Origin of the sequence: Hydrogenophaga sp., assembly GCF_019264445.1 — a bacterium.
Classification (GTDB): domain Bacteria; phylum Pseudomonadota; class Gammaproteobacteria; order Burkholderiales; family Burkholderiaceae_C; genus Hydrogenophaga.
The window spans coordinates 1-25,669 of record NZ_JAHVAB010000057.1 but is presented as its reverse complement, the minus strand read 5'-3'; the positions used below and the strand labels follow the sequence as shown (position 1 = coordinate 25,669).

Here is a 25,669-nt window from a genome sequence, read left to right as displayed (position 1 = left end):
TTGTTGCCTGCCTGCGGCTTGCAGGCCGGGTGCGATCAGTTGTTTTCCGACAGCTGATCCAGGATCGCCGGGTTCTCCAGCGTGGACGTGTCCTGCGTGATGGCTTCGCCTTTGGCGATCGAGCGCAGGAGGCGGCGCATGATCTTGCCGCTGCGCGTCTTGGGCAGGTTGTCGCCAAAGCGGATGTCCTTGGGCTTGGCGATCGGGCCGATTTCCTTGCCCACCCAGTCGCGCAGCTGCTTGGCGATGGCCTTGGCTTCTTCACCCGTGGGGCGCGAGCGCTTGAGCACCACGAAGGCCACGATGGCTTCGCCCGTCAGATCGTCCGGGCGGCCCACCACCGCAGCTTCGGCCACGAGGTCGGTCTTGCCCACCAGCGCGGACTCGATCTCCATCGTGCCCATGCGGTGGCCCGAGACGTTGAGCACGTCGTCGATGCGGCCGGTGATGCGGAAGTAGCCCCGGTCGGCGCTACGCACCGCGCCATCGCCCGCGAGGTAGTAGCCCTTGAGCTCGTCGGGGAAGTAACTTTTCTTGAAACGCTCCGGGTCGCCCCAGATGGTGCGGATCATGGACGGCCAGGGCTTCTTCACCACCAGGATGCCGCCGGCGCCATTCGCCACGTCGTTGCCGGTCTCGTCCACGATGGCTGCGGCAATGCCGGGTAGCGGCAGCGTGCACGAGCCCGGCACCAGCGGCGTTGCGCCAGGCAGCGGCGTGATCATGTGGCCGCCGGTTTCGGTCTGCCAGAAGGTGTCCACGATGGGGCAGCGCTCACCGCCCACGTGCTTGTAGTACCACATCCAGGCTTCCGGGTTGATGGGCTCGCCCACCGAACCGAGCAGGCGCAGGCTGGAGAGATCGGAGCGCGCAGGGTGCACCTTCTCGTCGCCCTCGGCCGCCTTGATCAGCGAACGGATCGCCGTGGGCGCGGTGTAGAAGATGGTGCACTTGTGCTTCTCGATCATCTGCCAGAAGCGCCCGGCGTTCGGGTACGTGGGCACGCCCTCGAACACGATCTGGGTGGCGCCTGCGGCCAGCGGGCCATAGGCCACATAGGTGTGGCCGGTGATCCAGCCGATGTCGGCGGTGCACCAGAAGATGTCGTCGGCCTTCAGGTCGAAGGTCCAGTTCATGGTGAGGTTGGCCCACAGCAGGTAGCCACCAGTGCTGTGTTGCACGCCCTTGGGCTTGCCGGTGGAGCCCGAGGTGTAGAGCACAAACAGCGGGTGCTCGGCGCTCACCATTTCGGCCGGGCAGTCGGTGGACTGGCCTGCCATCGCGTCGTGCAGGAAGGTGTCTCGCCCCTCGACCATGTTGCAGGCGGTGGGCGTGCGCTGGAAGACGATGACGTTCTTGATGGAGTCGCAGCCGCCCATGGCGATGCCTTCGTCGACGATGGCCTTGAGCGGCAGCTCCTTGCCGCCGCGCAGCTGGTAGTTGGCGGTGATCACGGCCACGGCGCCGGCGTCCTGGATGCGCTCCTGCAGCGCCTTGGCCGAGAACCCGCCGAACACCACGCTGTGGGTGGCGCCGATGCGCGCACAGGCCTGCATGGCGACCACGCCTTCAATGGTCATGGGCATGTAGATGACGACGCGGTCGCCCTTCTTCACACCGCGCGATTTCAGCGCGTTGGCAAACTGCGAGACCTTGGCCAGCAGCTCCTTGTAGGTGACCTTGGTGACCTCGCCGCCGTCGGCTTCAAAGATGATGGCGGTCTTGTTCTCGACCGGCGTGCCGATGTGGCGGTCCAGACAGTTGTAGGAGGCGTTGAGCTCGCCGTCCTCGAACCATTTGTAGAAAGGCGCCTTGGAGCTGTCCAGCGTCCGGGTGAAGGGTTTGTTCCAGGTGAGCGTTTCGCGCGCCAGGCGCGCCCAGAAACCTTCGAAGTCCTTGTCGGCTTCGGCGCACAGCGCCTGGTAGGCCTCCATGCCCGAAATGCGCGCCGCTTTCACGTTGGCGGCGGAGGGTTCAAAGACGCGGTTTTCGACCAGGGTGGATTCGATCGTCGATGAAGGCGCGGACATGACAGTCTCCTAGATGTTGTGGGGCAGTTGACTGGCCGGGACTGTGCGCAAGGGCTCTTACGAGGCTCTTACAGGGCGGAGGCAGACCTACAATACCGCCTGCCGTCTGGCCGCCCATCCCGGGCGCTCGGCACATTGTGTCATCCCCATGAGCGACCCCGTCAAAGCCCAAGCCCCGATCCGCGCCCTGCCCAATCTCATCTTTGCCAGCCGCTGGCTGCAGTTGCCGCTCTACATCGGCCTGATCGCCGCGCAGGCCATCTACGTCTTCCATTTCTGGGTGGAGCTGGTGCACCTGATCGAAGCCGCGTTTGGCAGCCAGGCCGCGCTGGACAAGCTGGTCAGCAGCATCGGCTACAAGAGCGACGTGCAGCTCACCGGCCTGAACGAAACCGTGATCATGCTGGTGGTGCTCGCACTGATCGACGTGGTCATGATCTCCAACCTGCTGATCATGGTGATCGTGGGCGGCTACGAAACCTTCGTGAGCCGCATGCACCTGGAAAACCACCCCGACCAGCCCGAATGGCTGAGCCACGTGAACGCTTCAGTGCTCAAGGTGAAGCTGGCCACCGCCATCATCGGCATCAGCTCGATCCACCTGCTCAAGACGTTCATCAACGCCGCCAACTACGACGTGAAGGTGCTGCAATGGCAGACCATCATCCATGTGGTGTTCCTGCTCAGCGCCATGGCGATTGCCCTGACCGACAAGCTCATGGTGCGCACGCCGGGCGACGGCCACTGAAAGCGGCCAGCATCCCCTGCAAAAAAGGCGGCCTGCGGGCCGCCTTTTTCATGGTGCGGCCTTCAGCGGCCCACCATCTGCCCGGGCCGCACCCAGGCGTCAAACTGCTCCGCCGTCACGTGGCCCAGCGCCAGCGCCGCCTCGCGCAGGCTGCTGCCGTCCTTGTGCGCCTTCTTCGCAATCTGCGCCGCCTTGTCGTAGCCGATGTGCGTGTTGAGCGCCGTCACCAGCATCAGCGAGCGGTCGACCAGTTCGGCGATGCGCTCGCGATTGGGCTCGATGCCCACCGCGCAGTGGTCGTTGAAGCTCCTCATGCCGTCGGCCAGCAGGCGCACGCTTTGCAGGAAGTTGTGCGCCACCATCGGGCGGAACACATTGAGCTCGAAGTTGCCGGAGGCGCCGCCAAAGTTGATCGCCACGTCGTTGCCGAAGACCTGCGCGGCCAGCATGGTGACCGCTTCGCTCTGCGTGGGGTTCACCTTGCCCGGCATGATGGACGAGCCCGGCTCGTTCTCCGGAATGCTCAGCTCGCCAATGCCGCTGCGCGGGCCGCTGGCCAACCAGCGCACGTCGTTGGCGATCTTCATGAGGCTGGCGGCCAGCGTCTTGAGCGCGCCGTGCGCGTGCACCAGCGCGTCCACGCTGGCCATGGCCTCGAACTTGTTGGGCGCGGTCACGAACGGTTGGCCGGTCAGGCGCGCCAGCTCGGCGGCCACCCGCACGGCGTAGCCCTCGGGTGCGTTCAGACCGGTGCCCACGGCCGTGCCGCCCAGCGCCAGTTCGCACAGGTGCGGCAGCGCGGCGCGCACATGGGTCTCGCCATGCGCGAGCTGTGCCACCCAGCCCGAAAACTCCTGCCCCAGCGTGAGCGGCGTGGCGTCCTGCAAGTGGGTGCGGCCAATCTTCACGATGCCGTCGAAGTCGCCCGCCTTTTGCGCCAGCGTGCCTCGCAGCAGCGCCAGCGCCGGCAGCAGGCGGTGCGTGATGGCCTCGACCGCCGCCACATGCATGGCCGTGGGGAACACGTCGTTGCTCGACTGGCTGCGGTTCACGTCGTCGTTGGGGTGCACCAGGCGCGACGCGCCGCGCTCGCCACCCAGCAGCTCGCTGGCCCGGTTGGCCAGCACCTCGTTGACGTTCATGTTGGTCTGCGTGCCAGAGCCGGTTTGCCACACCACCAACGGAAACTCTTCGTCGTGCGCCCCGGCGATCACTTCGTCGGCCGCCTGCACGATGGCCTGCGTCTTCTCCGCGCCCTGCAGGCCCAGCGCGTGGTTCACCACCGCCGACGCGCGCTTGACCTGGGCCAGCGCGCGAACGATCTCGCGCGGCTGGCGCTCGCCCGAGATGTCGAAGTTCTGCAGCGAGCGCTGCGTCTGTGCGCCCCACAGGCGGTGCGCGGGCACCTCGATGGGGCCAAAGGTGTCGGTCTCGACGCGGACGTCGTCGTGGCTCATGGGGTTGCTCCTTCTGACGCGCTGGCGTCATCGTCCAGCGGTTTTCGGCGTCGCTTCCACAGCGTGGTGCGCGAAATGCCAAGGCGGCGCGCCGCCTCCGACACACGACCGCCCGAGAGCGCCAGTGCGCGCTCGATCTGCTCGAGCTCGGCCTGTTCGCGGGCGTCGGCCAGCGTGGCGGGCAATGGCACGTCCAGGCGCTCTTCGGGAAAGAGGTCGGCCAAGCCGATGCACTCGCCATCCACCAGCGCGGCCGCTCGCTCGATGCGGTTGCGCAGCTCGCGCACATTGCCTGGCCAGGCGTGGGCGGCCAGTGCGGCCATGGCCGCGTCGTCCAGGCGCAGCCCGGGCATGCCGTTGCGCTCGGCGGCTTCTCGCACGAAGCGCCGTGCGAGTGGCGCGACCTCGTCGGGCCGCTGGCGCAACGGGGGAATGGTGAGCTCGACCACCGCCAGGCGGAAATACAGGTCTTCGCGGAACTCGCGCTGGGCCATGCGGGCGTTCAGGTCGGCGTTGGTGGCCGCGATGATGCGGCCGCGAAACTGCTGATCGCTGCGCGCGCCCAGTCGGCGAAACACGCCGTCCTGCAGCACCCGCAGCAGCGCGGTCTGCAACCGGGTGTCGAGCTCGCCGATTTCATCGAGGAACAGGGTGCCCTCACCCGCTTCCTCGAAGTGGCCCGCGTGCGCCGACACAGCGCCCGTGAAGGCTCCGCGCTCGTGCCCGAAGAACTGGCTCTCCATCAGCTCGCGCGCAATGGCACCGCAGTTGACCGCCACAAAAGGCTGCGCGGCGCGCGCGGACTGCGCGTGCATGTGGCGCGCCGCCACTTCCTTGCCCACGCCGGTCTCGCCGCGCAGCAGCACGGGCAGGTCGCGCGCGGCCAGGCGCTGCAGGTCGCGCGCCAGCCCCTCGGTGGCGGGCGCCAAGCCAAACACCGGCACGCCCGCCGCCCCCGGCTCACTGGCCAGCGCGCGGATGCGCTCGACCAGCGCATCCACGTCATAGGGTTTGGTGAGGTAGTCGTCGGCGCCCGCGCGCACCAGCCGCACGGCCTGGCCAATGTCGGCGAACGCGGTCACAAAGAGGATCGGCGTGTCGCCCAGGTGCGGCAGCGCGCGGCGGTAGAGGTCTTCGCCGGAGCCGTCGGGCAGGCGGATGTCGGCCAGCACGAAGCCGGGCCGGCGCTGGCGCAGGGCGTCCATGGCTGCGGCGCAGGTGTCGACCCAGCGCACCTGAAAGCCTTCAAGCTGCAGGCGCTGGGCCACCGCGCCGCCCAGCACGCGGTCGTCTTCGATGAGCAGGATGTCGATCATGGGTCCGGGGGCAATTCCAGGGGCAGTTGGAGGGTGATGTGGGTGCCGCCCCGGGAGTGTGCATCGACCGAGACGCGCCCGCGCAGCTGCTGCACCAGCCGCACGATGACAGCCACCCCGAGGCCGCCCTGCCCCGCGCGCGGTTCACCGCGCACCAGGCTCTCGGCCACCTCGGGCGCCATGCCCACGCCTTCGTCGATCACCTCCAGCACCAGGGCCTGCGCATCGCGCCGCACGCTCAGCAGCACCTGGCCTCCGGCGCGGGTGGCGCGCACGGCGTTGATCAGGAGGTTCAGCAGCACCTGCCGCACCTCGGTGGCGGCCACCGGCAGCTCGTCGGGCAGGCCGGGCTGTGCGTCCACGCGCACGGTCACGCCGCGCTGGCGCGCATCGGCCGCCACCAGGCGCTGCACATCGTGGAGATCTTGCAGGCTGAGGCGGCGCTCGCTGCCCCGGGGGCGGTGCGTGGTCAGCGTGGCGTCCACCACCTCGCGCAAGGCCAGCACGCCGCGTTCAATGAAGTTCAGCGCGTCCTCGCGCGCGTCGGTGCGGTCACCGAACTTGCGCAGGGTCTGGATGGCCGTGACCATGCCGCCCAGCGGGTTGCGCACCTCGTGGGCCAGCGTGGCGGCCAGCCGGCCCAGCACGGCCTCGCGCTCCTGCTCGGCGAGCAGCCCCATCATGGCTTCGCGTTCACGCGCGTCATCGGCCATGCGGTTGACCGCGCGCATCAGGCGCGCGGACTCGGGGTCGCTGGCGTCAATGAGCTCGGCCGGCAAGGCAAGTCCTTTCTGCAGGTGCTGGGTGATGAGCGCGGTGGGGCGCTGCATCTGGCGCGCCACCCCGAAGCCCAGGGCCGCGCACAGCACGCTCACCAGCAGGTCCAGCAGCACCAGGCGCCAGCGCAACTGCTCGCGCTCCTGGCTGAACGTGGTCACGTCCAGATTGGCGAGCACGCGGTGCGTGCCGTCCAGCGTGCGCCAGACCCACACCCCCTGCGCGTCGTCGGTCAGCCGCGCGCCGCGCTGCGCGGCCAGCACGTCTTCGGGCCAGACGGCATCGGCCTGCCCTTCGCGCTGCGCGCGGGCCAGCGTTTGGCCCTGCGCATCGAGCACGGCGAGCCAGCGGTCTTCCACACCTTCCGTCACGGCCAGCGAACGCTGGAGCACGCCAACCATGGCCTGCGCATCGCCCGACTGCAATGCGGGCAGCAAGGCCGCCGAGAGACCGTCGAGGTACACCTGCCCGATGCCCGCCATCTGCGCCTCGAACTGGCGCGACACGCTTTGCAGCGCCAGCTGTGTGGTGCCCATGGCGGCAGCGAAGATCATCAGCGCCACCACCGCCGGCAGGCGCACGGTCAGCGGCAGGCGGCGGTACCAGGCGGGCAACGAACGGGACAGTGGCATGCAGCGAGGTCGGGGTTTGCAGAGGTCCCGACCTTACCAGTCAGCCCCCCAGAACGCGAAGCGGCGACGCACCGCGCCAGCGCAGGCGGCGCACCACATCCACCCGCAGCTCCAGCACGCCCTGATCGAACCAGGCCTGCGGGGCCACAGCCACCAGCGTGTCGGCACCGGCCAGCGCCTGTAACAAGCGTTGCGGGCGCCCTTCTTCGAGGCGCACCGACCAGGTCAGCCCCGAAGCGGCTGCGGCCTGCTCGAAGCGCTGGATCACGTCGGCCGCCGTCTGCCGTGCCTGCGCGAGACGGCGATCGCGCATGCGCTGCGCGTAGGTCAGGCCACCCACGGGCACCGGGCCCACGTTGGCCAGGCGAGGCGCATCGATGATGGCCACACCGCACAGCTCCGCGCCGTGCTGGCGCGCCAACGCCACCGCTTGCTCGATGGCACGCGAGAGGCACGGGCCTTCGGTCAGCGCGAGCACCACGCGGCGCACGGCAAACGGAGCGGCGCCAAACTGCCCGCGCGGCAGCACACGGTGCAGGCTGTCTTGCGCGTTGCCACGCCACAGCGGCGCGCCGCCCACGTAGGCCGCCCGCCCCAGCAGGTGGCCCGCCACCGGTGTGGTGAGCAGCAGAAACACAATCGCCAGCACGACCTTGACCCAGGTGGACAAGGTGCCGTCCACCACCGCCACACCCAGCAGCACCAGCCCGCTGCCCACCACCCCCGCCTTGGTGGCGGCGTGCATGCGCATGAAAAAGTCCGGCAGGCGCAGCACACCGGTGGAGGCGAGCAGGCACACCAGCGCCCCGCCGATCAGCAACAACGCAGCCAGCCAGTCGTTCATGGTGTGTCCTCCTCGCGGATCGAGCCGCGCTCAATGAAGGCGGCAAACGCCACCGTGGCCAGAAAGCCGATCAGCGCCACGCCCAGCGCGATGTCGACAAACGCGGTGCTGTCGGCCACCAGCGCAGCCAGCCCGGCGGCCGCCACACCCAGCAGGCTGAGCATGTCCAGCGCGACGACGCGGTCGGCCGCGTGCGGGCCGCGCACGATGCGCACGCTCGCCAGCACCATGGAGAGCAGCAACAGCGCGGCCGTGACCGCGAGCACCCAGTGCGGCAGGTTCATGGCCGTCCTCCTTCGCCCAGCGCGGCGCGCACGCGGGCCTCAAAGCCATCCACGATCTGCGCCACCGGGTCGCCTTCGAGGTTCATCACGTGGGCGTAGAGCACCGTGCGGTCGGCCGAGATGTGCAGGCTGGTGGTGCCGGGTGTGAGCGTGATCATGTTGGCCAGCATCGCAATGCCTGCGTCGCTGCGCACCGTCAGCGGAATGGCCACGATGCCGCTGCGCGCCGCGCGCCCGGGGTGCAGCACGGTCAGCGCCACCTGGTGCACCGAGAGCAGCAGCTCGCGCATGAAGATGCCGGCCAGCGCCAGCCAGTTCCAGAGGGACCGCATCGTCGTCATGGAAACGCCTCCTGGCCGAGCACGGCCCGCATGTAGCCATCGGGAACGAGCAGCTGGTCGGCTGCCCGCAGCGAGAAATCCACAAAGGGTTCGGTGGCCAGGCCGATGGTGAGCGTGATGGCCGCCAGCGCCGCCACCGGCACCAGCATGGCCCATCTCGTGCGCGGCGCGGCACGCCAGCGGGCCGCGGCTTCGGCCGACTGCGCCGTGGTGGGTGCTTTCCAGAAGGCCTCGTTCCAGATCTTCACCATCGAATACAGCGTGAGCACGCCCACGGCCAGCGCCACGCCGGCCAGCACCATGTGGCCCGCGTCCAGGCTGGACTTCACCACCATGAACTTGGCCCAGAAGCCCGAGAGCGGCGGCACGCCCGCCAGCGAGAGCGCCGGCACCGCAAACAGCAGCGCCAGCAGCGGCGCGCTGCGGTGCAGGCCGCCCATGGCCCTGAGTTCGAAGCCCCCGCCGGCCACGCGCATGGCACCCGCGATCAGGAACAGGTTGGCCTTGACCACGATGTGGTGCACCACGTACAGCACCGAGCCGGCCAGCGCCATGGGCGTGGCCACGGCCAAGCCCACCAGCATGTAGCCGATCTGGCTGATGATGTGGAACGACAGGATGCGCCGAATGTCGTAGTGCGCCGCCGCGCCCAGCACGCCGGTCACCATCGTGAGCACGGCCACCACGCCGATGATCGGGCCGGTAAAGCCCGCGTCGCCGTTGAACAGCAGGGTGAAGGTGCGCAGGATCGCGTACACGCCCACCTTGGTGAGCAGCGCGGCAAAGATCGCCACCACCGGGGCACTGGCTGTGTGGTACGCCGCCGGCAGCCAGAAGAACAGCGGGAACAGCGCGGCCTTGGAGCCAAACGCGAGCAGGAACATCACCGCCAGCGTGGTCACCAGGCCCTGGTTTTCCACCGTGGGCAGCGTGCGCGCCAGGTCGGCCAGGTTGAGCGTGCCGGTGACGCCATACAGAAAACCCACCGCCACCAGAAACAGCGTGGTGGCCACGAGGTTGAGCGTGACGTACTTGACCCCTGCGTCCAGCTGCGCGCGCGTGCCACCCACCACCAGCAGGCCGAACGACGAGATCAGCATGATCTCGAACCAGACGTACAGGTTGAACAAATCGCCCGTAAGGAACGCACCGCACACGCCCATGAGCAGGCCGTGGTACAGCGGGTGAAAGAAGGCGCGCTCGCGTTCGCGCGCCCCGTCCACCAGCGCGTAGATGGACACCGCCACCGCCATCACCGCCGTCACCAGCACCATGGCCGCCGAGAGCAGGTCGGCCACGAAGGTGATACCGAACGGCGCGGCCCAGGCGCCGAAGTGCGTGGCCAGCACGGTGCCGTCAAACACGGCCTGGAACAGGGCCAGCGCCGCCAGCAGCAAGGCCACGCTGCCGGCCACGCTCACGCCGCGCTGGGTGAGCGGGTGGCCGCGCAACAGCGCACACGCCGCCAGCGTCAGCAGCGGAATGGCCACTGGCAGGGTCAGCAAGAGGTGGGCGTTCATTTCGGCTCCGCCTCGCGCATGGCATCGGTGTCGAGCGTGCCCAGGCGCTGGTGGGCTTGCTCGAACAGCACCACAGCAAACGCCACCAGGGCGAACGAGATCACGATGGCGGTAAGGATGAGCGCTTGCGGCAGCGGGTTGGCGCTGGCGGCAATGAAGGTTTCACCCTCCGCCACCAGCGGAGGCACGCGCGAGCTCAGGCGCCCCGAAATGAAGATCGACAGGTTGGCGCAGTTGCCCAGCAGCAGCAGGCCGAGCACGATGCGCAGCACGTTGCGCGACATCAGCAGATAAGCCGCGATGGACGTCATGACGCCGAAGGCCAGCACGAAGAAGAATTCCATCAGTCGTCCAGGTAGTGAGAGAGAAGCGACAGCACCGAGCCCAGCACCGCGAGGTAGACGCCGATGTCAAACAGCAGCGCCGTGCCGATCACAAAGCCGCTGTCCCACACCGCCCACTGGTGGGTGAGGAAGGGCTGCCCCAGCAGCACACCGGGCAGGCCCGACGCCACCGCCAGCACCAGGCCCACCGCGGCAATGCCACCCGGAGAGACGCGCAACAGCGCCAGCAGCCGCGCGCGGCCCCGCGGCAGCGCATACATCGCCAAGCCGGCCGCCGCCATGAGACCGCCGACGAAACCACCCCCGGGCTCGTTGTGCCCACGCCAGAGCAGGTACAAGGAAAACGCCAGCGCCACGGGCAGTACCAGCCGCCCGCACACGCGCAAGATGAGCGGGTTCATGCGGCCTCCTGGTCGTCGGCGCGGCGGGCGCGCACGCTGGTGATCACCGCCGCAGCCGCCAGCGCCGCCAGTGCCAGCACGGCGATCTCGCCCAGCGTGTCCAGCGCACGGAAGTCCACGATGATCACGTTGACCAGATTGCGGCCGTAGGCCTCGGGCACGCTGGTGATGCGGAAGTAGTCGGACAGCCGCTCGTCAAACGGCGTGGCCACCACGGCCAGCAAGACCAGCGTGGCCGCCACGCCGAACGCCACCGCAGCCAGCGCATCGCGGCGCCGCTCGCCGGGGCGGCGCGGGTCCACCTCATGGAAAGGCATGCGCCCCACGATGGCCAGCAGGATCACGATGGCCAGGGCCTCCACCGAAAACTGGGTGAACGCCAGATCGGGCGCGCCGCGAAACAGAAACGTGAGCGCCACCAGAAAGCCGACCATGCCCGCCGTGACGATGCCGGCCATGAAACTGTGCGCGCGCAGCACCATGGCCGAGGCCAGCACAAGCAGCACCGGCAGAGCCACCTCGGGGCCGACCTCTTCCCAGCGCGGCAGCACCACGGCCAGCCCGTCGCGCGCCCACAGCGTGAGCAGCAGACACGCCGCCGTGAACGCGAAGAAGGTGCCCAGGTACCGGCGCAGGCTGCCCGTTTGGATGCGGCGCGTCTGCCAGGCGGCCACGTTCTGCAGCCCGACGATGGCGTGGTCGTAACCCAGGTCGGGCCCCCAGCGCTCGACAAATGTCCACCCCGCCATGGAGCGGCGCAACGCCGGCCAGCCCCACAGCGCCAGCGCACCCAGGGCCAAGGTGAGCGCGCTCAGGGCCAGCATGGGCGTGAAGCCATGCCAGAGCGAGAGCGCCGTGGCCACCTCACGGCCCGCCACGGCGCTGGCTGCAGGGCCCAGCAAGAGCGACGGCCAGGCCGGCACCAGACCAAACAACAAACCGAGCAAGGCCAGCGTCAAGGGGCCGATCCACATGGCCAAACCCGGGTCGTGCGGGGTGCCGGGCACCGGCTGCGCGGGCCCGAAGAAGCAACGCAAGGCGACCACGCCCGCCACCACCACCATGCAGGCGTTGGCCAGCAAGGCCACCCCCACGGGCCACCAGGCACCGCCCAGCGCAGCCTCGTAAATGAGTTCCTTGCCAATGAAGCCCACAAAGGGCGGCAAGCCGGCCATCGACAGACCCGCCAGCACCGCCACCAGCGCGGTGAGCGGCATGGCGCGCGCCAGCCCGCCCAGACGTGTTGCATCGCGCGTGCCGGCGGCGTGGTCCACGATGCCGGCCACCATGAACAGGCAGGCCTTGTACAGCGCGTGTGCCAGCAGGAAGGTGACCATGGCTGTGGCCGCCATCGGGTGCGGCAGGCCGATCAACGCCACCAGCGTGCCCAGCGACACCACCGTGGAGTACGCCAGCACGCGCTTGAGATCGCTCGCACGCAGCGCCAGCACCGTGCCCATGAACATCGTGAGCAGGCCCACCGGCACCAGCAGGCTGCCCCACCACGCGTGCTCGCCCAGCGCCGGGTTCAGCCGTGCCAGCAGGTACACGCCCAGCTTCACCATGGTGGCCGAGTGCAGGAACGCGGACACCGGCGTGGGCGCGGCCATGGCATTCGCCAGCCAGGCGTGCAGCGGCGCCTGCGCCGACTTGGCAAACGCGCCGAGCGCCACCAGCACGATGATGGCCGGTGCCATGGGGTGCGCCACCAGCGCCGGACCCTGCACGAGGATGTCGGTGATGCGCATCGAGCCCGCGGCCATGCCCAGCAGAATCGCGCCGGCCAGCAAACACAAGCCGCCGGCCACCGTGATCAGCAAGCCCTGTTGTGCGGCGCGGCGCGCCTGCGGTTTCTCGGGCTCGTAGCCGATCAACAGGAACGACGTGAGGCTGGTCAACTCCCAGAACACCAGCAAGGCAATGAGGTCGTCGGCCAGCACTGCCCCAAGCATCGCGCCCATGAACAGCGTGAGGAACGCGAAGAAGCGCGGCAAGTCGGCCTGACCGTGGAGGTAGCTGGCGGCGTACAGGTAGATGAACGTGCCGATGCCGGTGATGAGCAGCGCAAACAGCAGCGACAGGCCATCGAGCCGCAGCGACAGCGCCACGTCCAGGCTGGGAATCCAGGCCAGTTGCTGCAGCACGACTTGACCGCCGGTGACATCGGGCCACCACGAGAGAAAAGCCACAAACAGGCCGGCAGGCAGCAGCGCCAGGGTATGCGCAAAACCGAGACGCACCACCGCCGGCGCCAGCGCACCAGCGGCCAGCGTGGAAAAAACAAGGGTGGCAAGCATCACGGCAACGGGTCTCCTTCGACCCAGGTGGTTTGCAAGCCGCGTACCAACCGGCGCACGCACATCGACCCTTTAAAATCAACGACTTGCGAGACCCGGCCACATGCGTGTGTTCAGCTTTCGCAACCGGTGTCCGGGGCCTGTTCACAAAGCTGAACATGGGGACCTTCGATACACTGGCGAGCGTCCTTCATCAACCCATCACAGTCCTCCCCATGACGACCACGATCCAGCGCGACGACCTCGTCGAGAGCATTGCCGCCGCCCTGCAATACATCTCGTACTACCACCCCGCCGACTACATCGCCCACCTGGCCCGCGCCTACGAGCGCGAGCAAAGCCCGGCGGCCAAAGACGCGATCGCGCAGATCCTGACCAACAGCAAGATGAGCGCCACCGGACACCGCCCGATCTGCCAGGACACCGGCATCGTGAACGTGTTCCTGAAAGTGGGTATGAATGTGCGCCTGGAAGGCTTCACCGGCAGCCTGGACGACGCCATCAACGAAGGCGTGCGCCGCGGCTACAACCACCCCGACAACCAGCTGCGCGCCAGCGTGGTGGCCGATCCGCAGTTCGCGCGCAAGAACACCAAGGACAACACCCCCGCCGTGATCTTCACCGAGCTCGTGCCCGGCGACACGGTGGAAGTGACCGTGGCCGCCAAAGGCGGCGGCAGCGAAAACAAAAGCAAGATGATCATGCTCAACCCGGGCGACTCCGTGGTCGACTGGGTGCTGAAAACCGTGCCGACCATGGGCGCTGGCTGGTGCCCGCCGGGCATGCTGGGCATCGGCATCGGCGGCACCGCCGAGAAGGCGGTGCTGATGGCCAAGGAAAGCCTGATGGACGACATCGACATGTACGAGCTGCAGGCCAAGTCCGCCAAGGGCGAGAAGCTCGACCAGGTCGAGGAGCTGCGCCTGGAGCTGTATGAAAAGGTCAACGCGCTGGGCATTGGCGCACAAGGCCTGGGCGGCCTGACCACCGTGCTCGACATCAAGATCAAGATGTACCCCACGCACGCGGCCAGCAAGCCCGTGGCCATGATCCCCAACTGCGCGGCCACCCGCCACGCCCACTTCGTGCTCAACGGCAGCGGCCCCGTGTACCTCGACGCGCCCAGCCTGGACCTCTGGCCCAACGTCAACTGGGTGCCCGACACCCAGAAGAGCCAGCGCGTGGACCTGAACGCTCTCACGCCGGCCGAGGTGGCCAGCTGGAAGCCGGGCCAGACCCTGTTGCTCAACGGCAAGATGCTCACCGGCCGCGACGCCGCGCACAAGCGCATCCAGACCATGCTGGCCAAAGGCGAGAAACTGCCGGTGGACTTCACCAACCGCGTCATCTACTACGTCGGTCCGGTCGACCCGGTGCGCGACGAAGCCGTGGGCCCCGCCGGCCCGACCACCGCCACCCGCATGGACGGGTTCACCGACATGATGCTGGAGCAGACCGGCCTCATCGCCATGATCGGGAAGGCCGAGCGTGGCCCGGTGGCGATCGAGTCCATCAAGAAGCACAAGAGCGCTTACCTGATGGCCGTGGGCGGCGCCGCCTACCTCGTGTCCAAGGCCATCAAACACGCCAAGGTCGTCGGCTTTGAAGACCTGGGCATGGAAGCCATCTACGAGTTCGACGTGGTGGACATGCCCGTGACCGTGGCGGTCGACGCCGGCGGCACCAGCGCGCACATCACCGGCCCGGCCGAGTGGCAAAAGCGCATCGCCACGGGCGAGTTCAAGGGCATCAGCGTCGCCGCCGCTTGAAAACCATTGGCGTCTTCGACAGCGGGGTCGGCGGCCTGAGTGTGCTGCAGGCCCTGCTCGCCGAGCTGCCAGGCGCCCGCTTCGTCTACGCCGCCGACAGCGCCCACGCGCCCTACGGTGAACGCACCGCGCAAGACGTCTCGGAGAGAACCCACCGCATAGCGGAGGTCCTGCGCGCGCAGCATGGCATCGACGCGCTGGTGGTGGCCTGCAACACCGCCACCGCTCACGCGATCGATCCACTGCGCCTGCAATTTCCCGACATGCCCATCGTTGGCGTGGAGCCTGCGCTCAAGCCAGCAGCGGCCCTGAGCCGGACGGGGCACATCGGCGTGCTGGCGACGCGCGGAACGCTGGGCAGCGCGCGTTTTGCCCGCTTGCGCGACCAGCTCATGCGTGCATCGCCACGCCCGCTGCAGTTCCATTGCCAGCCGTGCGATGGCCTGGCCGCGGCCATCGAACGGCACGACCAGCCCGCCATCCAGTCCTTGTGCGAGCTTTATGTGAAAGAAGTGACGCACATGGCAGGCAGCCCGAACGCCGTCGACACCATCGTGCTGGGCTGCACCCACTACCCGTTTGCCCTGCACACGCTCAGCCAGCTGTGCGGACCCGACGTCTCGCTGGTCGACACCGGCGTGGCCGTTGCCCGCCGCACGCGCGACGTGCTGGGCGTTCAAGCGCCCGAAGCCAGCTCGTTCGCCGAACCTCTGCTGCTGACCACGGGCGACCCGGTGGCATTGACGCAAGCCGCCCATCGCTGGCTCGGCCTGAAGGGCGAAGCCCAACGCCTGGCCACCGAACTGCGCCCAGCCGTCAACTAGGGCTTGTGCGCAATGCCAAGCGCCGCCGCGCGCCCGCGCTGCATGTTCACCGGCATCAGCAGAGCCAGACCCAGCACGAACAACACCGCGGTGAAACCGATGGCCAGGCGCTGGTTGCCCCCGGTCATCCAAGTGATGGCGCCGTAGCTCAGCGGCCCAATGATGCTGGCCACGCGCGTGGCAAAAGTCCACAGACCAAAAAACTCGGCCAGCTGCGCAGGCGGTGCCAGCATGCCCGCCATGGCGCGACCTGAAGATTGACTCGCCCCCATGCACACCCCGGCAATGGCAGCCGCATACCAGAAGCCGCCCTTGGTGGTGGTGATCGCCGCGATGAGGCAGGTCGCCACCCAACCCACGAGCGTGATGCCCAGTGCCAGCTTGTGCCCCAGCCGGTCCTGCCAGTACCCGAAGGCCAGTGCACCCAGCGCCGCCGCAATGTTCAGCACGAAGATCAGCACCATGGTTTCCTGCTGCACGAAGCCAATCACCTGCTCTGCATAGATGGCGGCCAGCGTGATCGCTACCGCCACACCGCCTTGATAGGCGGCCACGCAGGCGAGCAACCACATGAAGTCCCGATAGCGCCGCGCTTCCTGAAATGTGCGGCGCAATTGGCGCAACGATTCGCGCCAACCGGAAGCGCCTTCCAGTTTTGCGGGCGGCAGGGCACGTTCGCGCAGCAACCCGAGGGTGAACATTGCGGCCACAGCGAACACACCGGCGGTGATCAGCATCGTCACAGGGACAAACTGCTCAGCCTTCTGTCCCTGCGCTTGCGCCCACAGCACATACGCGAGGCTCAGTCCCAAGGCCAGCATGCCCCCGACATAGCCCAGGCTCCAGCCCCAGCCACTGACGCGGCCCATCGCCTCAGGCTTTGCCAGTTCGGGCAGGAAGGCCGCCACCAGCGACTCCCCCCAGGCAAAGAACACGTTGGACACCACGATGAGCACCACCCCCAGCACCACCGCCCCCGGCCCCACCAGCCCCAATGCAGCCGTGGCCAGCACGCAGCCCAACGTAGTCAGCATGAGCAGGCGCTTCTTGGCCGCGTGGCGGTCCGCCCAGGCGCCCATCGCAGGAATCGTGAACATCACGACGACATGCGACACGCTCAATGCCAGCGTCCACGCAAACGTCGCCCAATCGGCACCACCCGCCACCACACCTACAAAGTAGGCGGCAAACACGGCTGTGATCACCACCGTGGTGTAACCCGAGTTCGCGAAGTCGAACATCGCCCAACCAAACACCTCGCGCTTGCGCACGCCAGGGTTCAGGGCATCGGTCGAGAAAAAGGCCATGAAGACTCCAGACGGCGAGGCGATCTGCTCGCGCTGGGCTGGAGTCTAGTACGTGTCGCGAGGGAAAGAACTGTCCACCGCGGTGATGCACGGACTAGTGCAGATGCCGCGGCTTGCGCGGGCCACCGTGCCCGGATGGGCCACCATAGCCACGCGGCGGCTTGCCCAGCTGCATGGAATTGACCAGCGATTCAAACCGCTGGTTGAAGAGCTTGTCGATCACGCCCACCACCTCACCCAGCTCAGCCTGTTCGAAGTGACGCTCCATGATGTGCAGCACATCCTGCACCAGAAGATCGCGCTGGACCTGCATGATGGCGGCAGGGGTGGGCCCCACGAAACACATCAGGAAATCGTCCCGGGCCTCTTCTTGCGAAGCCTCATCCTCTTCGTCGTACTCCGCGTCGTAGAAAGACACCTCCAGCGGTGCCCCTGCCGAAGCGATGTCATTCAGGCCCATGCAGGCCTCTTCGATGATTTGGCGGAAGTCCTCGTCACCAGGAACCGTCCAGCAGATCTGCAGCACGTGTGCTTCGGCATCGAAGCGAATGCCTGGTTCATCCTCATAACTGCTCTCTGCAGCCGCTGCGAGCGAACGCGCACCCGCGTATTGCCACAAGGGTTTGAGCGCGTCCTGAATCTGGTTGTAGGCCACTTCCTCGCGCAGGGGAACGTCGCCGTGCACATGGATTTCGAAGGGCGCGTTGTATCGGGTCATGGAAACTCACTGTACCGGCGAAACCGGAAAAATCCTAGAAGTGGTGCCTCGAACCGGGGTCGAACCGGTACGCCCCTTTTCAGGATGCGGCGGATTTTAAGCCTGAGCATGGCATCCGCACCGGACTAAGGATGGGCTTGGATGAGGCTTGCTGCAGCAGGTTTTCCCCGAGGCCAGTGCCTTCGATCATATCCCGGTGCGCGATGCAAACCGCCCCGGTTCCCCTCCGCCTGGCTCCTAGCCGGCCCCTGGAATCGGGGCCTTTCAGGAGCACCTCATGGCGAAGGTCAAACTCACCAAGTCCGTCGTTGACACATCGCAGGCTCAAACCTGCGACGTGGAACTCCGGGATACGCTCGTTCCGGGCTTCTTGTGCAAGATTACACCAACGGGCCGCAAGGTCTTCATGGTTCAGTACCGCACGAACTCCGGCGTGCGGCGCAAGCCGGCAATCGGCCAGTTCGGCGAACTGACGGTCGAACAGGCGCGATTGCTTGCGCAAGACTGGCTGGCCGAAGTCCGGCGCGGGGGCGATCCCGGACTCGACAAGGCCGAATCCCGCAAGGCGCCGACGGTCAAGGAGCTGTGCGGCCGGTTCATGGACGACCACTCCAAGCCGCACAACAAGCCCAGCACACAGGCCGGCTACCAGTACCAGATCGACAGCTTCGTCATCCCGGCCTTCGGCAGCAAGAAGGTTCACGAGGTCACACGCCACGACATCACCGCGCTGATGAAGCGCATGGAGAAGTCGCCCACCCAGGCTAACCGGGTGCTGTCGCTCGTCCGCAAGATGTTCAACCTGGCCGAGCTGTGGGGCTACCGGCCCGATGGCTCCAACCCGTGCCGCCACGTCCCCAAGTACCCGGAAAAGGGTTCGACCCGGCTCATCACCGACGACCAGATGACCAAGCTGTTCACCTATCTGGAGAAGGCCGAGGCCGAAGGCTTGGAGCATCCCACCCACCTGCTGGCAGTCCGGCTGCAATTCGAGTTCGCCGCACGCATGTCGGAAGTCCTGCTCTTGCAGTGGGATTGGCTCGACCTACCCAACGGCCGGGTGGTCTGGCCGGACAGCAAGACCGGCGATATGTCCAAGCCCTTGAGTGAGGAAGCCCGCCGGCGGCTGACCAATGCTCCTCGCTACGGCGATTCGCCCTATGTCTGCCCGGCGATCCTCGACCACAGCAAGCCCCTCAGCACCCACACCTACTATCAGGCGTGGCGGCGCATCCTTGACCGTGCCGGTGTGCCGAAGGTCGGCACTCACGGTATCCGCCACCGCTCGGCGACCGACATTGCCAATTCGGGCGTTCCCCTAAAGGTCGGCATGGCGCTGACAGCGCACAAGACCGCGGCGATGTTCATGCGCTACGTCCATACCGAGGACGATCCGGTGCGGCAAGCGGCCGAACTAGTGGCGGCCCGGCGCAAGACGATCACGGGTGCGCAACGCCAGGCGGAGGTCGAAGCATGAGAAGGAGGCCCACCCGGGAAATCCGAGACAGTGTCTCGGAAATGTGGACGCGGGCTCGCCCCTTCTCCTTGACTTCCATTCGTCTATAAACGAAAATAACAATGTACCGAATCGAGCACTACCTCTCGGCCGACGTACAGAAGGATCTCTACACCGACTGGCTGCGGCGCTTGCGTGATGCACAAGCCAAGGTGGCGGTCATCCGCCGCGTGGCCCGTATCGAGCAAGGCAACTTCGGCGACCACAAGTTTTGCCGAGATGGCGTGTGGGAGCTGCGCATCGACGCGGGGCCTGGCTATCGGGTTTATTACGGCCTAGCGGGGCAACGGTTGGTGCTGCTGCTGTGTGGTGGCGACAAGCGCACCCAGGATGCGGACATTGACCGGGCGGTGGGCTATTGGCAGGACTGGCAACGGAGAATCGACGAATGAGAGGCAAATCCCATGACGAGGCGATGGCCGAGCTGTACCGCAACGATCCGGCGCTCGCACTTGAAGTCATCAACAACATCCTGGCCGATGGCGACCAAGCCGAACTGATGACCGTGCTGCGCCAGCTTGCGCAGACAGTCGGCGGCGTGCAGGCGGTGGCCGAACAGGCTCACCTTAACCCGACGCAGCTTTACCGCACGTTGTCGCCGAAGGGCAATCCCGCCCTGAACAGCTTGACCGCCATCCTCAAGACGATGGGCCTACGCTTGGCTGTGCAGCCGCTGGCTTCTGCGCCCTCGGCGCACGCGGCTTGATGTTCGATGCCTATGGCAAGCATCGTTCATCCGATTCACTTTGAAGACTACAGCGGCGTTCAATTTGAGCGCCTTGCTTTTGCTTATCACGTTCGTACCGGCTGGCGCGACCTGATCTGGCACGGCCAATCGGGTAGCGACCAGGGACGAGACATCTTCGGAATCGAGGAGTTTGACGATCGACCTTCGCGCAAGACGATTATCCAGTGCGCTAATCGTGACATGCTGACCCTGGCGAAAGCCCGAACCGATATGGAGAAGGCTGTCGAGGCTACTGGCGGTACGCCAGATGCTTTCAAATTCATCTGTCGTGGTGCAGTCTCTGACGCCAGCAGAACACGGATCAGCGATAGCGCTGCTGCACTTGGCGTAGCGCATGTGACGATCTGGTCGAGCGTCGAGTTCGAGGAGAACCTGCGTTTGCGTGGCGAATACCTCTTGCACCGCTTCGTCCAGGGAGTCGAGTTCCCCGAAGCCGAAGCTGAGATCCGAAAATTCGTTGATGACTTCCCTGGCTTATCCGACGCCGAGGCGCTGGGTTTGATGGCTGCCGTATTCGACCGGCCTGCTTTTCGCACACCTTTTCAACAGGAAAGTTCGCTACCCGCCTTCCAGCAAGCTGTTGAGGACACCATTCGAGCACTCAACACCGGAGCGTGGAGAACACGTGAAGGCACCGAAATTCGGCGCATTCCATCGATCCATCACATCAGAGATCAGCGTGTTCGCAAGGTGCTGGCCCAGGTTGTGCGTCAAGTCGATGAACTGCGCCGCATCTTCGTCTCTCGCCTCCGAGAAGGCGAGATCCGGCATTGTGAATGCGGCAAGGCGGACTGCCCCACCTACATGCTCAGTTCTCGTGTAGCGGACGAACTGGATTGCGCCCGTGACCGCATCCTCGCTACCTTTCGCTCGGTGCATGCACCGTTCGATGTTGTCGTCCGCTAAACGCGGAGAGGTCGGCAATGGCGGCGCAAATTGACCTGTTCAGTTCTCAGCATCTTGAAGCTGCCTGCCGTGTGCTTGCAGACACCGAGCGCGGCTTGAGTGGCACACAGATTGGGAGGCTGCTGCAAGAGATGGAAGTGATCGACCCATCGCCGGGCATGACGAAGTGGAAGCGGTTGTTCAACGCGCTCGCCGAGTTGCAGAACAAGCATCAGCGAGGCAACCATCTGATTATGTTCATCAACCGCGCAATGAACCCGGTGAACTACGTGCGCGATCCTGGAACATTTGCTTGGCTGCGGGATGAACTCAATGTCGTGCTGGCGTTCTCTGGCTTCTATGTTCGCGACGATGGCAAGGTGGGATATGCCGACAAGGCGACGACGTTGGATGCAGCCCGCGCACGCGCTGGACGTCTCAAGGCGGCGCTGGAAAGCAGAGTCGTCCATGCGGAGGTCTTGAATTACTGCCGAGCCGAGCTGTTGGACGAGAACTATTTTCATGCGGTCTTCGAGGCGAGCAAGGGTGTCGCCGAGCGAATTCGCATACTGTCGGGGTTGACCGGCGATGGTGCCGACTTGGTGAACAAGGCGTTCGCGGGTCAGCAGCCAATCTTGGTCTTGGGACCACTGAGCACCGAGTCCGAAAAGAGCGAGCAGAGAGGATTTGCGAACTTGCTAATCGGTCTGTTCGGCGCCGTGCGCAATCCCTTGGCCCATGCCCCGAAGACGAATTGGCCTATGTCTGAGCAGGATGCGCTCGACATCTTGACGCTGGTTTCACTGATCCATAGAAAACTGGATGGCGTGCAGAAAGCGGCAGTGTCCTTTTCGTAGGCGTCGCAACGCCGTCCTGATCGATTGTTGTATCGTGATACGACAATCACCTGCCTCCTCTGAATAGACCGTCCCAGCCTGTTGAACGAGATTCAAATGGCTTAAAACAAGGAATCTTCATGTCGCAAGCGGCGTTCAATGTCTTCGATGCGCTGTCCGCTTGGGGCAAGACGCTTTCCAACTGGCAGCGGTGCCTGCTGGTCAAACTCGTTGGCGCCGTCGATTTCCCGGACGAGGCTTTGGATGAGGTCTACCGCGAGTACTTGATGGACCAGCAACTGGCCACCACGGAGATGCCACGCGCCACATGGGACATCGCCTTGCCCCAGATCCAAGGCGGCCCCACAACGGACTCAAGCGTAGTGACCGCCATGACCGCACTGACCGGCGTCAACGCCCTGGCGCCGGGTGAAACACTGACTTTCGGGCGCAAGCTCACTGTGATCTATGGTCCCAACGGTGCGGGCAAGTCCGGCTATGCGCGAGTGCTCAAAGCCGCATGCTTCACCCGTTCCAAGCAAACCGCGATTCTCGGCGATGTGAAGTTGGCCAAGCACAAACAACCCACGCCTAGCGCGACGTTTGCCTTCGACGACGGCTCCAACACGACATTTGTCTACAAGGAGCCTTGCCAGCGACTGCGCGACAACTTCGCGGTGTTCGACTCGACCTGCGTGCGTGTCCATCTGGATGAGCGCAATGCCTTCCAAGTCATGCCTTATCTGTTCGATGTTTTTCCCCGCATGGTGGAGGTCTTCGGAAAGCTCCAGCGCAAGCTGCGCGATGACATCGCTCTACGTTCCCACGCTACGGACAAGTTCGCGATTCCAGGCAGCACGTCCGAAGTCGCTTCGCTGCTGATCACCCTGACGGCACAGACGGACCTCGTTGGCTTGCAGGCATTGGCCGCCTTCGGCGACGAGGAGCGCGCGCGCCTGGAATCGGTTGTCCAGCAACTCGCGACACTCAGGACCACCGATCCCAAGGAGATCATTCGCCAGAATGAGCAGCGCATCATCGATCTGGACGCACTGAAAGCATCGATCTCAGGTTTGCACATGGCTGTATCGCCTGCAGTCGCGGAACAGATCACCAATGCCGTCAAGCAGATTCAGACGCTGACGGAAAAGGCGTCAGCGCTCTCAGCGGCACAGTTGGGCGAGGAGCCGGTGCAGCCCATCGGCACAGCAGCATGGCGTGACCTGCTGGCTGCGGCCATTGCTTACAACGCCGAAGCCTATCCTGACGAGGCGTTTCCACCGAAGGCGGATGCGGCCCGATGCGTGCTTTGCCATCAGGTTCTCGACGAAGACGGCATTGCACGATTGACCCGCTTCTATCAGTTCGCAACCAGTGGTGTCGAAGCGCAGCTTGGCCAGGCCAAGACAACGCTCGCAGGGTATGGCACGAAGTTGTCGAAGATCAGTCTCGCCTTCTTCGACGAGGGCAGTGTCGCGCGCCGGACCTTGACCGAGGTGGATGCCGCAATGGCCGCGGCGGTTTCCAGTCATGTCGAAGGCTATCGGGAAGTCATCGGAGCATTGGCGCGGGCGGTTGCCGGTGCCTTCGACCCTGGCTTGAGCATGTTGGACCATGACCCGGTCTCGGTACGCATCACGGAGTTGGTTGAGCGCCTGAAATCCGACAACGATGCCTTGCGACAGAAGGACCCCAAGGTACTGATGGGGTCGTTGATGGCAGAGGAGCGATTGTTACTCGATCGCCAGGTGCTCTCCGGCCAGTACGATGCCATCGCTGCGGCGGTGGCAGACCTCAAATGGGTGGTGAAGGCCAATTCGTGCATCCGCGGCTTTGCCGTATCCCAACGCGAAGTGACCAGCAAGCAGAAAGCGCTGGCCACAGAACTGGTGGCGCAGGGCTTCATCGCGCGATTCACGGAGAACTGCGCCGCCCTGCAGCTCAAGCTGCCGGTGCAATTCCGCTTCGCGGGCGATGCTGGAACGACTGATCGCAAAATCGAGATTGCCAACGCCAGCGTGGCCGGCATCGACCCGTCTTCGGTGCTGAGCGAGGGCGAACAGACCGCCGCGGCATTGGCCGACTTTCTCACTGAAGTGGAACTCAACGGTTCCTGTTTGGGCGTGGTGTTCGATGACCCCGTGACCTCGATGGACCATGTACGCAAAGAGGCGATCGCACAACGCCTGGTGGACGAAGCCGCCAAGCGGCAGGTGATCGTCTTTACGCACGACATCCTGTTTACGAACTATCTGGCGACGGCTGCGGTGGAAAAGGGTGTCGATTTCGCGGGCCGGACCGTGTGGCGTGGCGAGGCCGAAGAGCCAGGTGTCATCGACAGCCTGGCCTTCCCTCACGAACATTACGAAGGTGCTGCACACGATCGCGCACGAAAGCACCTTGACGTCGCCCGCACGCTGGATGGCGACAAGCAGCGCGACAGCCTGGAGAAGGCGTGTGGCAGCCTGCGTACCGCCTATGAGGACTTCATTCAGCGAAAGCTGTTCGGCAATGTCGTGCGCCGCTGGCGGGAGAACATCACCTTCACCCTCAGTCAGGTGTATTTTGATGAAGGCATTGCTGCACAGGTTCACACGCGCATGGTGATGTTATCCCGATACATCGATGCTCACTCCCACTCGCCAGACTTCCACGAAGTGCCGTTGACGATTGATTTCGTGGTTGACGAATTGGCACAGATGGACCGCATCAAGGCTGAGTACAACACAGCGCGCAAGGCATGGGAGAAAGCCAAGCCCCAGGCGGCGACCTTTAGCTGATCCGGACTTCAATGGCAAAGCCCACGATTGTTCTCGACAAGAACTACCTGCAAGGATCGACGGCGGCGCACATGCTGCAACTCGCGCAGTCGCACCAGTTGCTGATGGCCGACGTACTTTTCTACGAGTTGATCTCGTCGTCCGAACCGGGACGCTCGCGCTGCTTCGCCAAGTTTCCCAAGATCGAGAACCCGGTGATCTTGGTCAATCACGTAGGGGCGCTGCTGAAACAGGAGATAGAGTCGCACGAAGCCTGCGGCAAGCCCTCTACGCGGTACGAGGATATCCGCTTCCAATTCAACGAGGCGCTGACCGGCGCGAACTACGCGCTGCCGCCTTCGGCGGCTGAGGCGCTTCAGGAGCAGACGGCGGAACTTCGTGAAGATGTCGAACGATTTCTTGACCGGGTGCGCTTGATTCCGACCCTAATCCCAAATCTTCTGGAAGGCACCAGCGCGGAGCGACAGTCACTGCGGGAGGCCGCCGAGGAGGTCATCGCGACCAATACCGATGCAATGTTGAAGTTCTACGGGAGCCTGGAAGTCCCTTCGGGCGAACTTCCACTACCGCCTGCCACGATCATGACCCGGGATTGGGCACTATTTCGTTGGCAGCAGGTCCAGTTGCTTTTCGCGCTGGACGCATATTGTCGTTATGGTGGACGTGTTCCCGACACACTGAGCGGAAAAGCCTACGAGAAAATCGAGCACGATGTTCTCGACGCGCACTACCTCCTGTTGGGAACACTGGAAGGATCGTTCGCCACGCGAGAAAAGAAACTGCAGCGGTGGTTTGGTCTGCTTTGTCCCGACGGCCAGCTCTATTCCTAGCCAGTGGCCTTGCGCAGGCATCTTTTCAGATCGTCGGGTAGACCACCTTCTCGTTGTGATCGCTGAAATCGTCGCTCCACGTCAGCTTGATGGAGTGCTTGCTTTTGCTACCCAGTGATATGGACGCAATCAATTCCACCGACTGGAGCGTGTCCAGTGTCTCTAGCGGAAATTTCGAGTCGATGTCCGATTGAACCAGGCAGTCGTTGCCATCGGGAAACGACAGCGACACGTTGCGCGCGGCCGATTTCCCCTTGTTCCAGATTTTCAGCCGTCGGTTGTTGCTGCCGATCTTGATGAACGTCGCGCCGAGGTCCGCTTTCTTAGTCGCTCCTGCAAAACCCCTGACGCCCGCATGAATGCTTATGTTTCGGGGTGATCACGGATACCCAAAACTCCCGGTTTGAATTCCAATAGGCATCAGTTTCTGGGAGATTTTGATGTTCGCTGATGCCGCTACCGACG

The 25,669-nt window shown here is 65.2% G+C and carries 24 protein-coding genes; 10 read left to right on the top strand and 14 right to left on the bottom strand.

The features are described from left to right. Positions 1-35: 35 nt before the first annotated feature. Entirely contained in the window at positions 36-2,030 is a 1,995-nt protein-coding gene (gene acs / locus KXJ60_RS10395) for an acetate--CoA ligase (RefSeq protein WP_291126952.1), read from the bottom strand. A 148-nt stretch (positions 2,031-2,178) separates the two neighbouring features. Between acs and KXJ60_RS10390 the strand changes: the two genes are divergently transcribed. Continuing rightward, positions 2,179-2,778, top strand: coding sequence for a YqhA family protein (locus KXJ60_RS10390; RefSeq protein ID WP_291126950.1), 600 nt, complete (start codon positions 2,179-2,181; stop codon positions 2,776-2,778). A 62-nt stretch (positions 2,779-2,840) separates the two neighbouring features. On the opposite strand, the gene fumC is transcribed toward KXJ60_RS10390, so the two are convergent. The 10 genes from fumC to mbhE are packed head-to-tail and all read right to left on the bottom strand — an operon-like array spanning position 2,841 to position 12,991. Further along, positions 2,841-4,235, bottom strand: a complete 1,395-nt coding sequence (gene fumC / locus KXJ60_RS10385; protein WP_291126948.1) for a class II fumarate hydratase — start codon at positions 4,233-4,235, stop codon at positions 2,841-2,843. Continuing rightward, a complete protein-coding gene (locus KXJ60_RS10380) occupies positions 4,232-5,551 on the bottom strand; it encodes a sigma-54 dependent transcriptional regulator (RefSeq protein ID WP_291126946.1) in 1,320 nt (439 codons plus the stop codon). Before KXJ60_RS10380 ends, fumC begins: the two co-directional genes overlap by 4 nt. Then, positions 5,548-6,960 (bottom strand): HAMP domain-containing sensor histidine kinase, encoded by a 1,413-nt coding sequence (locus KXJ60_RS10375; protein WP_291126944.1) that lies wholly within the window; start codon positions 6,958-6,960, stop codon positions 5,548-5,550. Before KXJ60_RS10375 ends, KXJ60_RS10380 begins: the two co-directional genes overlap by 4 nt. A gap of 40 nt (positions 6,961-7,000) precedes the next feature. After that, positions 7,001-7,804, bottom strand: coding sequence for a monovalent cation/H(+) antiporter subunit G (gene mnhG / locus KXJ60_RS10370; RefSeq protein WP_291126942.1), 804 nt, complete (start codon positions 7,802-7,804; stop codon positions 7,001-7,003). Further along, positions 7,801-8,088: a monovalent cation/H+ antiporter complex subunit F gene (locus tag KXJ60_RS10365; protein ID WP_291126941.1), complete on the bottom strand. Its 288-nt coding sequence runs from the start codon at positions 8,086-8,088 to the stop codon at positions 7,801-7,803. The genes mnhG and KXJ60_RS10365 overlap by 4 nt, the downstream gene beginning before the upstream one ends. Then, positions 8,085-8,429: a Na+/H+ antiporter subunit E gene (locus KXJ60_RS10360; protein ID WP_291126939.1), complete on the bottom strand. Its 345-nt coding sequence runs from the start codon at positions 8,427-8,429 to the stop codon at positions 8,085-8,087. The genes KXJ60_RS10365 and KXJ60_RS10360 overlap by 4 nt, the downstream gene beginning before the upstream one ends. Further along, positions 8,426-9,949, bottom strand: a complete 1,524-nt coding sequence (locus tag KXJ60_RS10355) for a Na+/H+ antiporter subunit D (RefSeq protein WP_291126937.1) — start codon at positions 9,947-9,949, stop codon at positions 8,426-8,428. Before KXJ60_RS10355 ends, KXJ60_RS10360 begins: the two co-directional genes overlap by 4 nt. Next, positions 9,946-10,293: an NADH-quinone oxidoreductase subunit K gene (locus KXJ60_RS10350; RefSeq protein WP_291126935.1), complete on the bottom strand. Its 348-nt coding sequence runs from the start codon at positions 10,291-10,293 to the stop codon at positions 9,946-9,948. The genes KXJ60_RS10355 and KXJ60_RS10350 overlap by 4 nt, the downstream gene beginning before the upstream one ends. Beyond that, complete coding sequence (locus KXJ60_RS10345) at positions 10,293-10,694, bottom strand: MnhB domain-containing protein (RefSeq protein WP_291126933.1); 402 nt, start codon at positions 10,692-10,694, stop codon at positions 10,293-10,295. Before KXJ60_RS10345 ends, KXJ60_RS10350 begins: the two co-directional genes overlap by 1 nt. Beyond that, positions 10,691-12,991 (bottom strand): hydrogen gas-evolving membrane-bound hydrogenase subunit E, encoded by a 2,301-nt coding sequence (mbhE, locus tag KXJ60_RS10340; RefSeq protein WP_291126931.1) that lies wholly within the window; start codon positions 12,989-12,991, stop codon positions 10,691-10,693. The genes KXJ60_RS10345 and mbhE overlap by 4 nt, the downstream gene beginning before the upstream one ends. A 215-nt stretch (positions 12,992-13,206) precedes the next feature. On the opposite strand from mbhE, the gene KXJ60_RS10335 reads away from it, so the two are divergent. Beyond that, a complete protein-coding gene (locus KXJ60_RS10335; protein ID WP_291126929.1) occupies positions 13,207-14,760 on the top strand; it encodes a fumarate hydratase in 1,554 nt (517 codons plus the stop codon). After that, positions 14,757-15,584: a glutamate racemase gene (murI, locus tag KXJ60_RS10330; protein ID WP_291126927.1), complete on the top strand. Its 828-nt coding sequence runs from the start codon at positions 14,757-14,759 to the stop codon at positions 15,582-15,584. Before KXJ60_RS10335 ends, murI begins: the two co-directional genes overlap by 4 nt. Here murI and KXJ60_RS10325 read toward each other — a convergent pair. Then, a complete protein-coding gene (locus KXJ60_RS10325; protein WP_291126925.1) occupies positions 15,581-16,891 on the bottom strand; it encodes an MFS transporter in 1,311 nt (436 codons plus the stop codon). The two genes, murI and KXJ60_RS10325, sit on opposite strands and share 4 nt — an antisense overlap. A 94-nt stretch (positions 16,892-16,985) precedes the next feature. After that, positions 16,986-17,609, bottom strand: a complete 624-nt coding sequence (locus KXJ60_RS10320; RefSeq protein ID WP_291126923.1) for a DUF6806 family protein — start codon at positions 17,607-17,609, stop codon at positions 16,986-16,988. A 277-nt stretch (positions 17,610-17,886) separates the two neighbouring features. Here KXJ60_RS10320 and KXJ60_RS10315 point away from each other — a divergent pair, with 277 nt between their 5' ends. From KXJ60_RS10315 to KXJ60_RS10285, 7 genes are all read left to right on the top strand, one after another. Further along, positions 17,887-19,086, top strand: coding sequence for a site-specific integrase (locus tag KXJ60_RS10315; RefSeq protein ID WP_056581584.1), 1,200 nt, complete (start codon positions 17,887-17,889; stop codon positions 19,084-19,086). A gap of 101 nt (positions 19,087-19,187) precedes the next feature. Continuing rightward, on the top strand, positions 19,188-19,517 hold the full coding sequence (locus tag KXJ60_RS10310) for a type II toxin-antitoxin system RelE/ParE family toxin (RefSeq protein ID WP_198149213.1): 330 nt from the start codon (positions 19,188-19,190) through the stop codon (positions 19,515-19,517). Next, complete coding sequence (locus KXJ60_RS10305) at positions 19,514-19,831, top strand: hypothetical protein (protein ID WP_056581600.1); 318 nt, start codon at positions 19,514-19,516, stop codon at positions 19,829-19,831. The genes KXJ60_RS10310 and KXJ60_RS10305 overlap by 4 nt, the downstream gene beginning before the upstream one ends. Positions 19,832-19,843: 12 nt before the next feature. Beyond that, entirely contained in the window at positions 19,844-20,779 is a 936-nt protein-coding gene (locus KXJ60_RS10300) for a hypothetical protein (protein WP_056581602.1), read from the top strand. Positions 20,780-20,796: 17 nt separating this feature from the next. Further along, positions 20,797-21,615, top strand: coding sequence for a TIGR02391 family protein (locus KXJ60_RS10295; protein ID WP_056581607.1), 819 nt, complete (start codon positions 20,797-20,799; stop codon positions 21,613-21,615). A 119-nt stretch (positions 21,616-21,734) separates the two neighbouring features. Then, positions 21,735-24,374 carry an AAA family ATPase gene (locus tag KXJ60_RS10290; RefSeq protein ID WP_056581610.1) on the top strand — a complete coding sequence of 880 codons (2,640 nt, stop codon included), beginning with the start codon at positions 21,735-21,737 and terminating at the stop codon, positions 24,372-24,374. Between the two features lie 11 nt (positions 24,375-24,385). Then, positions 24,386-25,204 (top strand): hypothetical protein, encoded by an 819-nt coding sequence (locus KXJ60_RS10285; protein ID WP_056581614.1) that lies wholly within the window; start codon positions 24,386-24,388, stop codon positions 25,202-25,204. A gap of 25 nt (positions 25,205-25,229) precedes the next feature. On the opposite strand, the gene KXJ60_RS10280 is transcribed toward KXJ60_RS10285, so the two are convergent. Continuing rightward, a complete protein-coding gene (locus KXJ60_RS10280) occupies positions 25,230-25,436 on the bottom strand; it encodes a hypothetical protein (RefSeq protein ID WP_291126921.1) in 207 nt (68 codons plus the stop codon). Between the last annotated feature and the right edge of the window lie 233 nt (positions 25,437-25,669).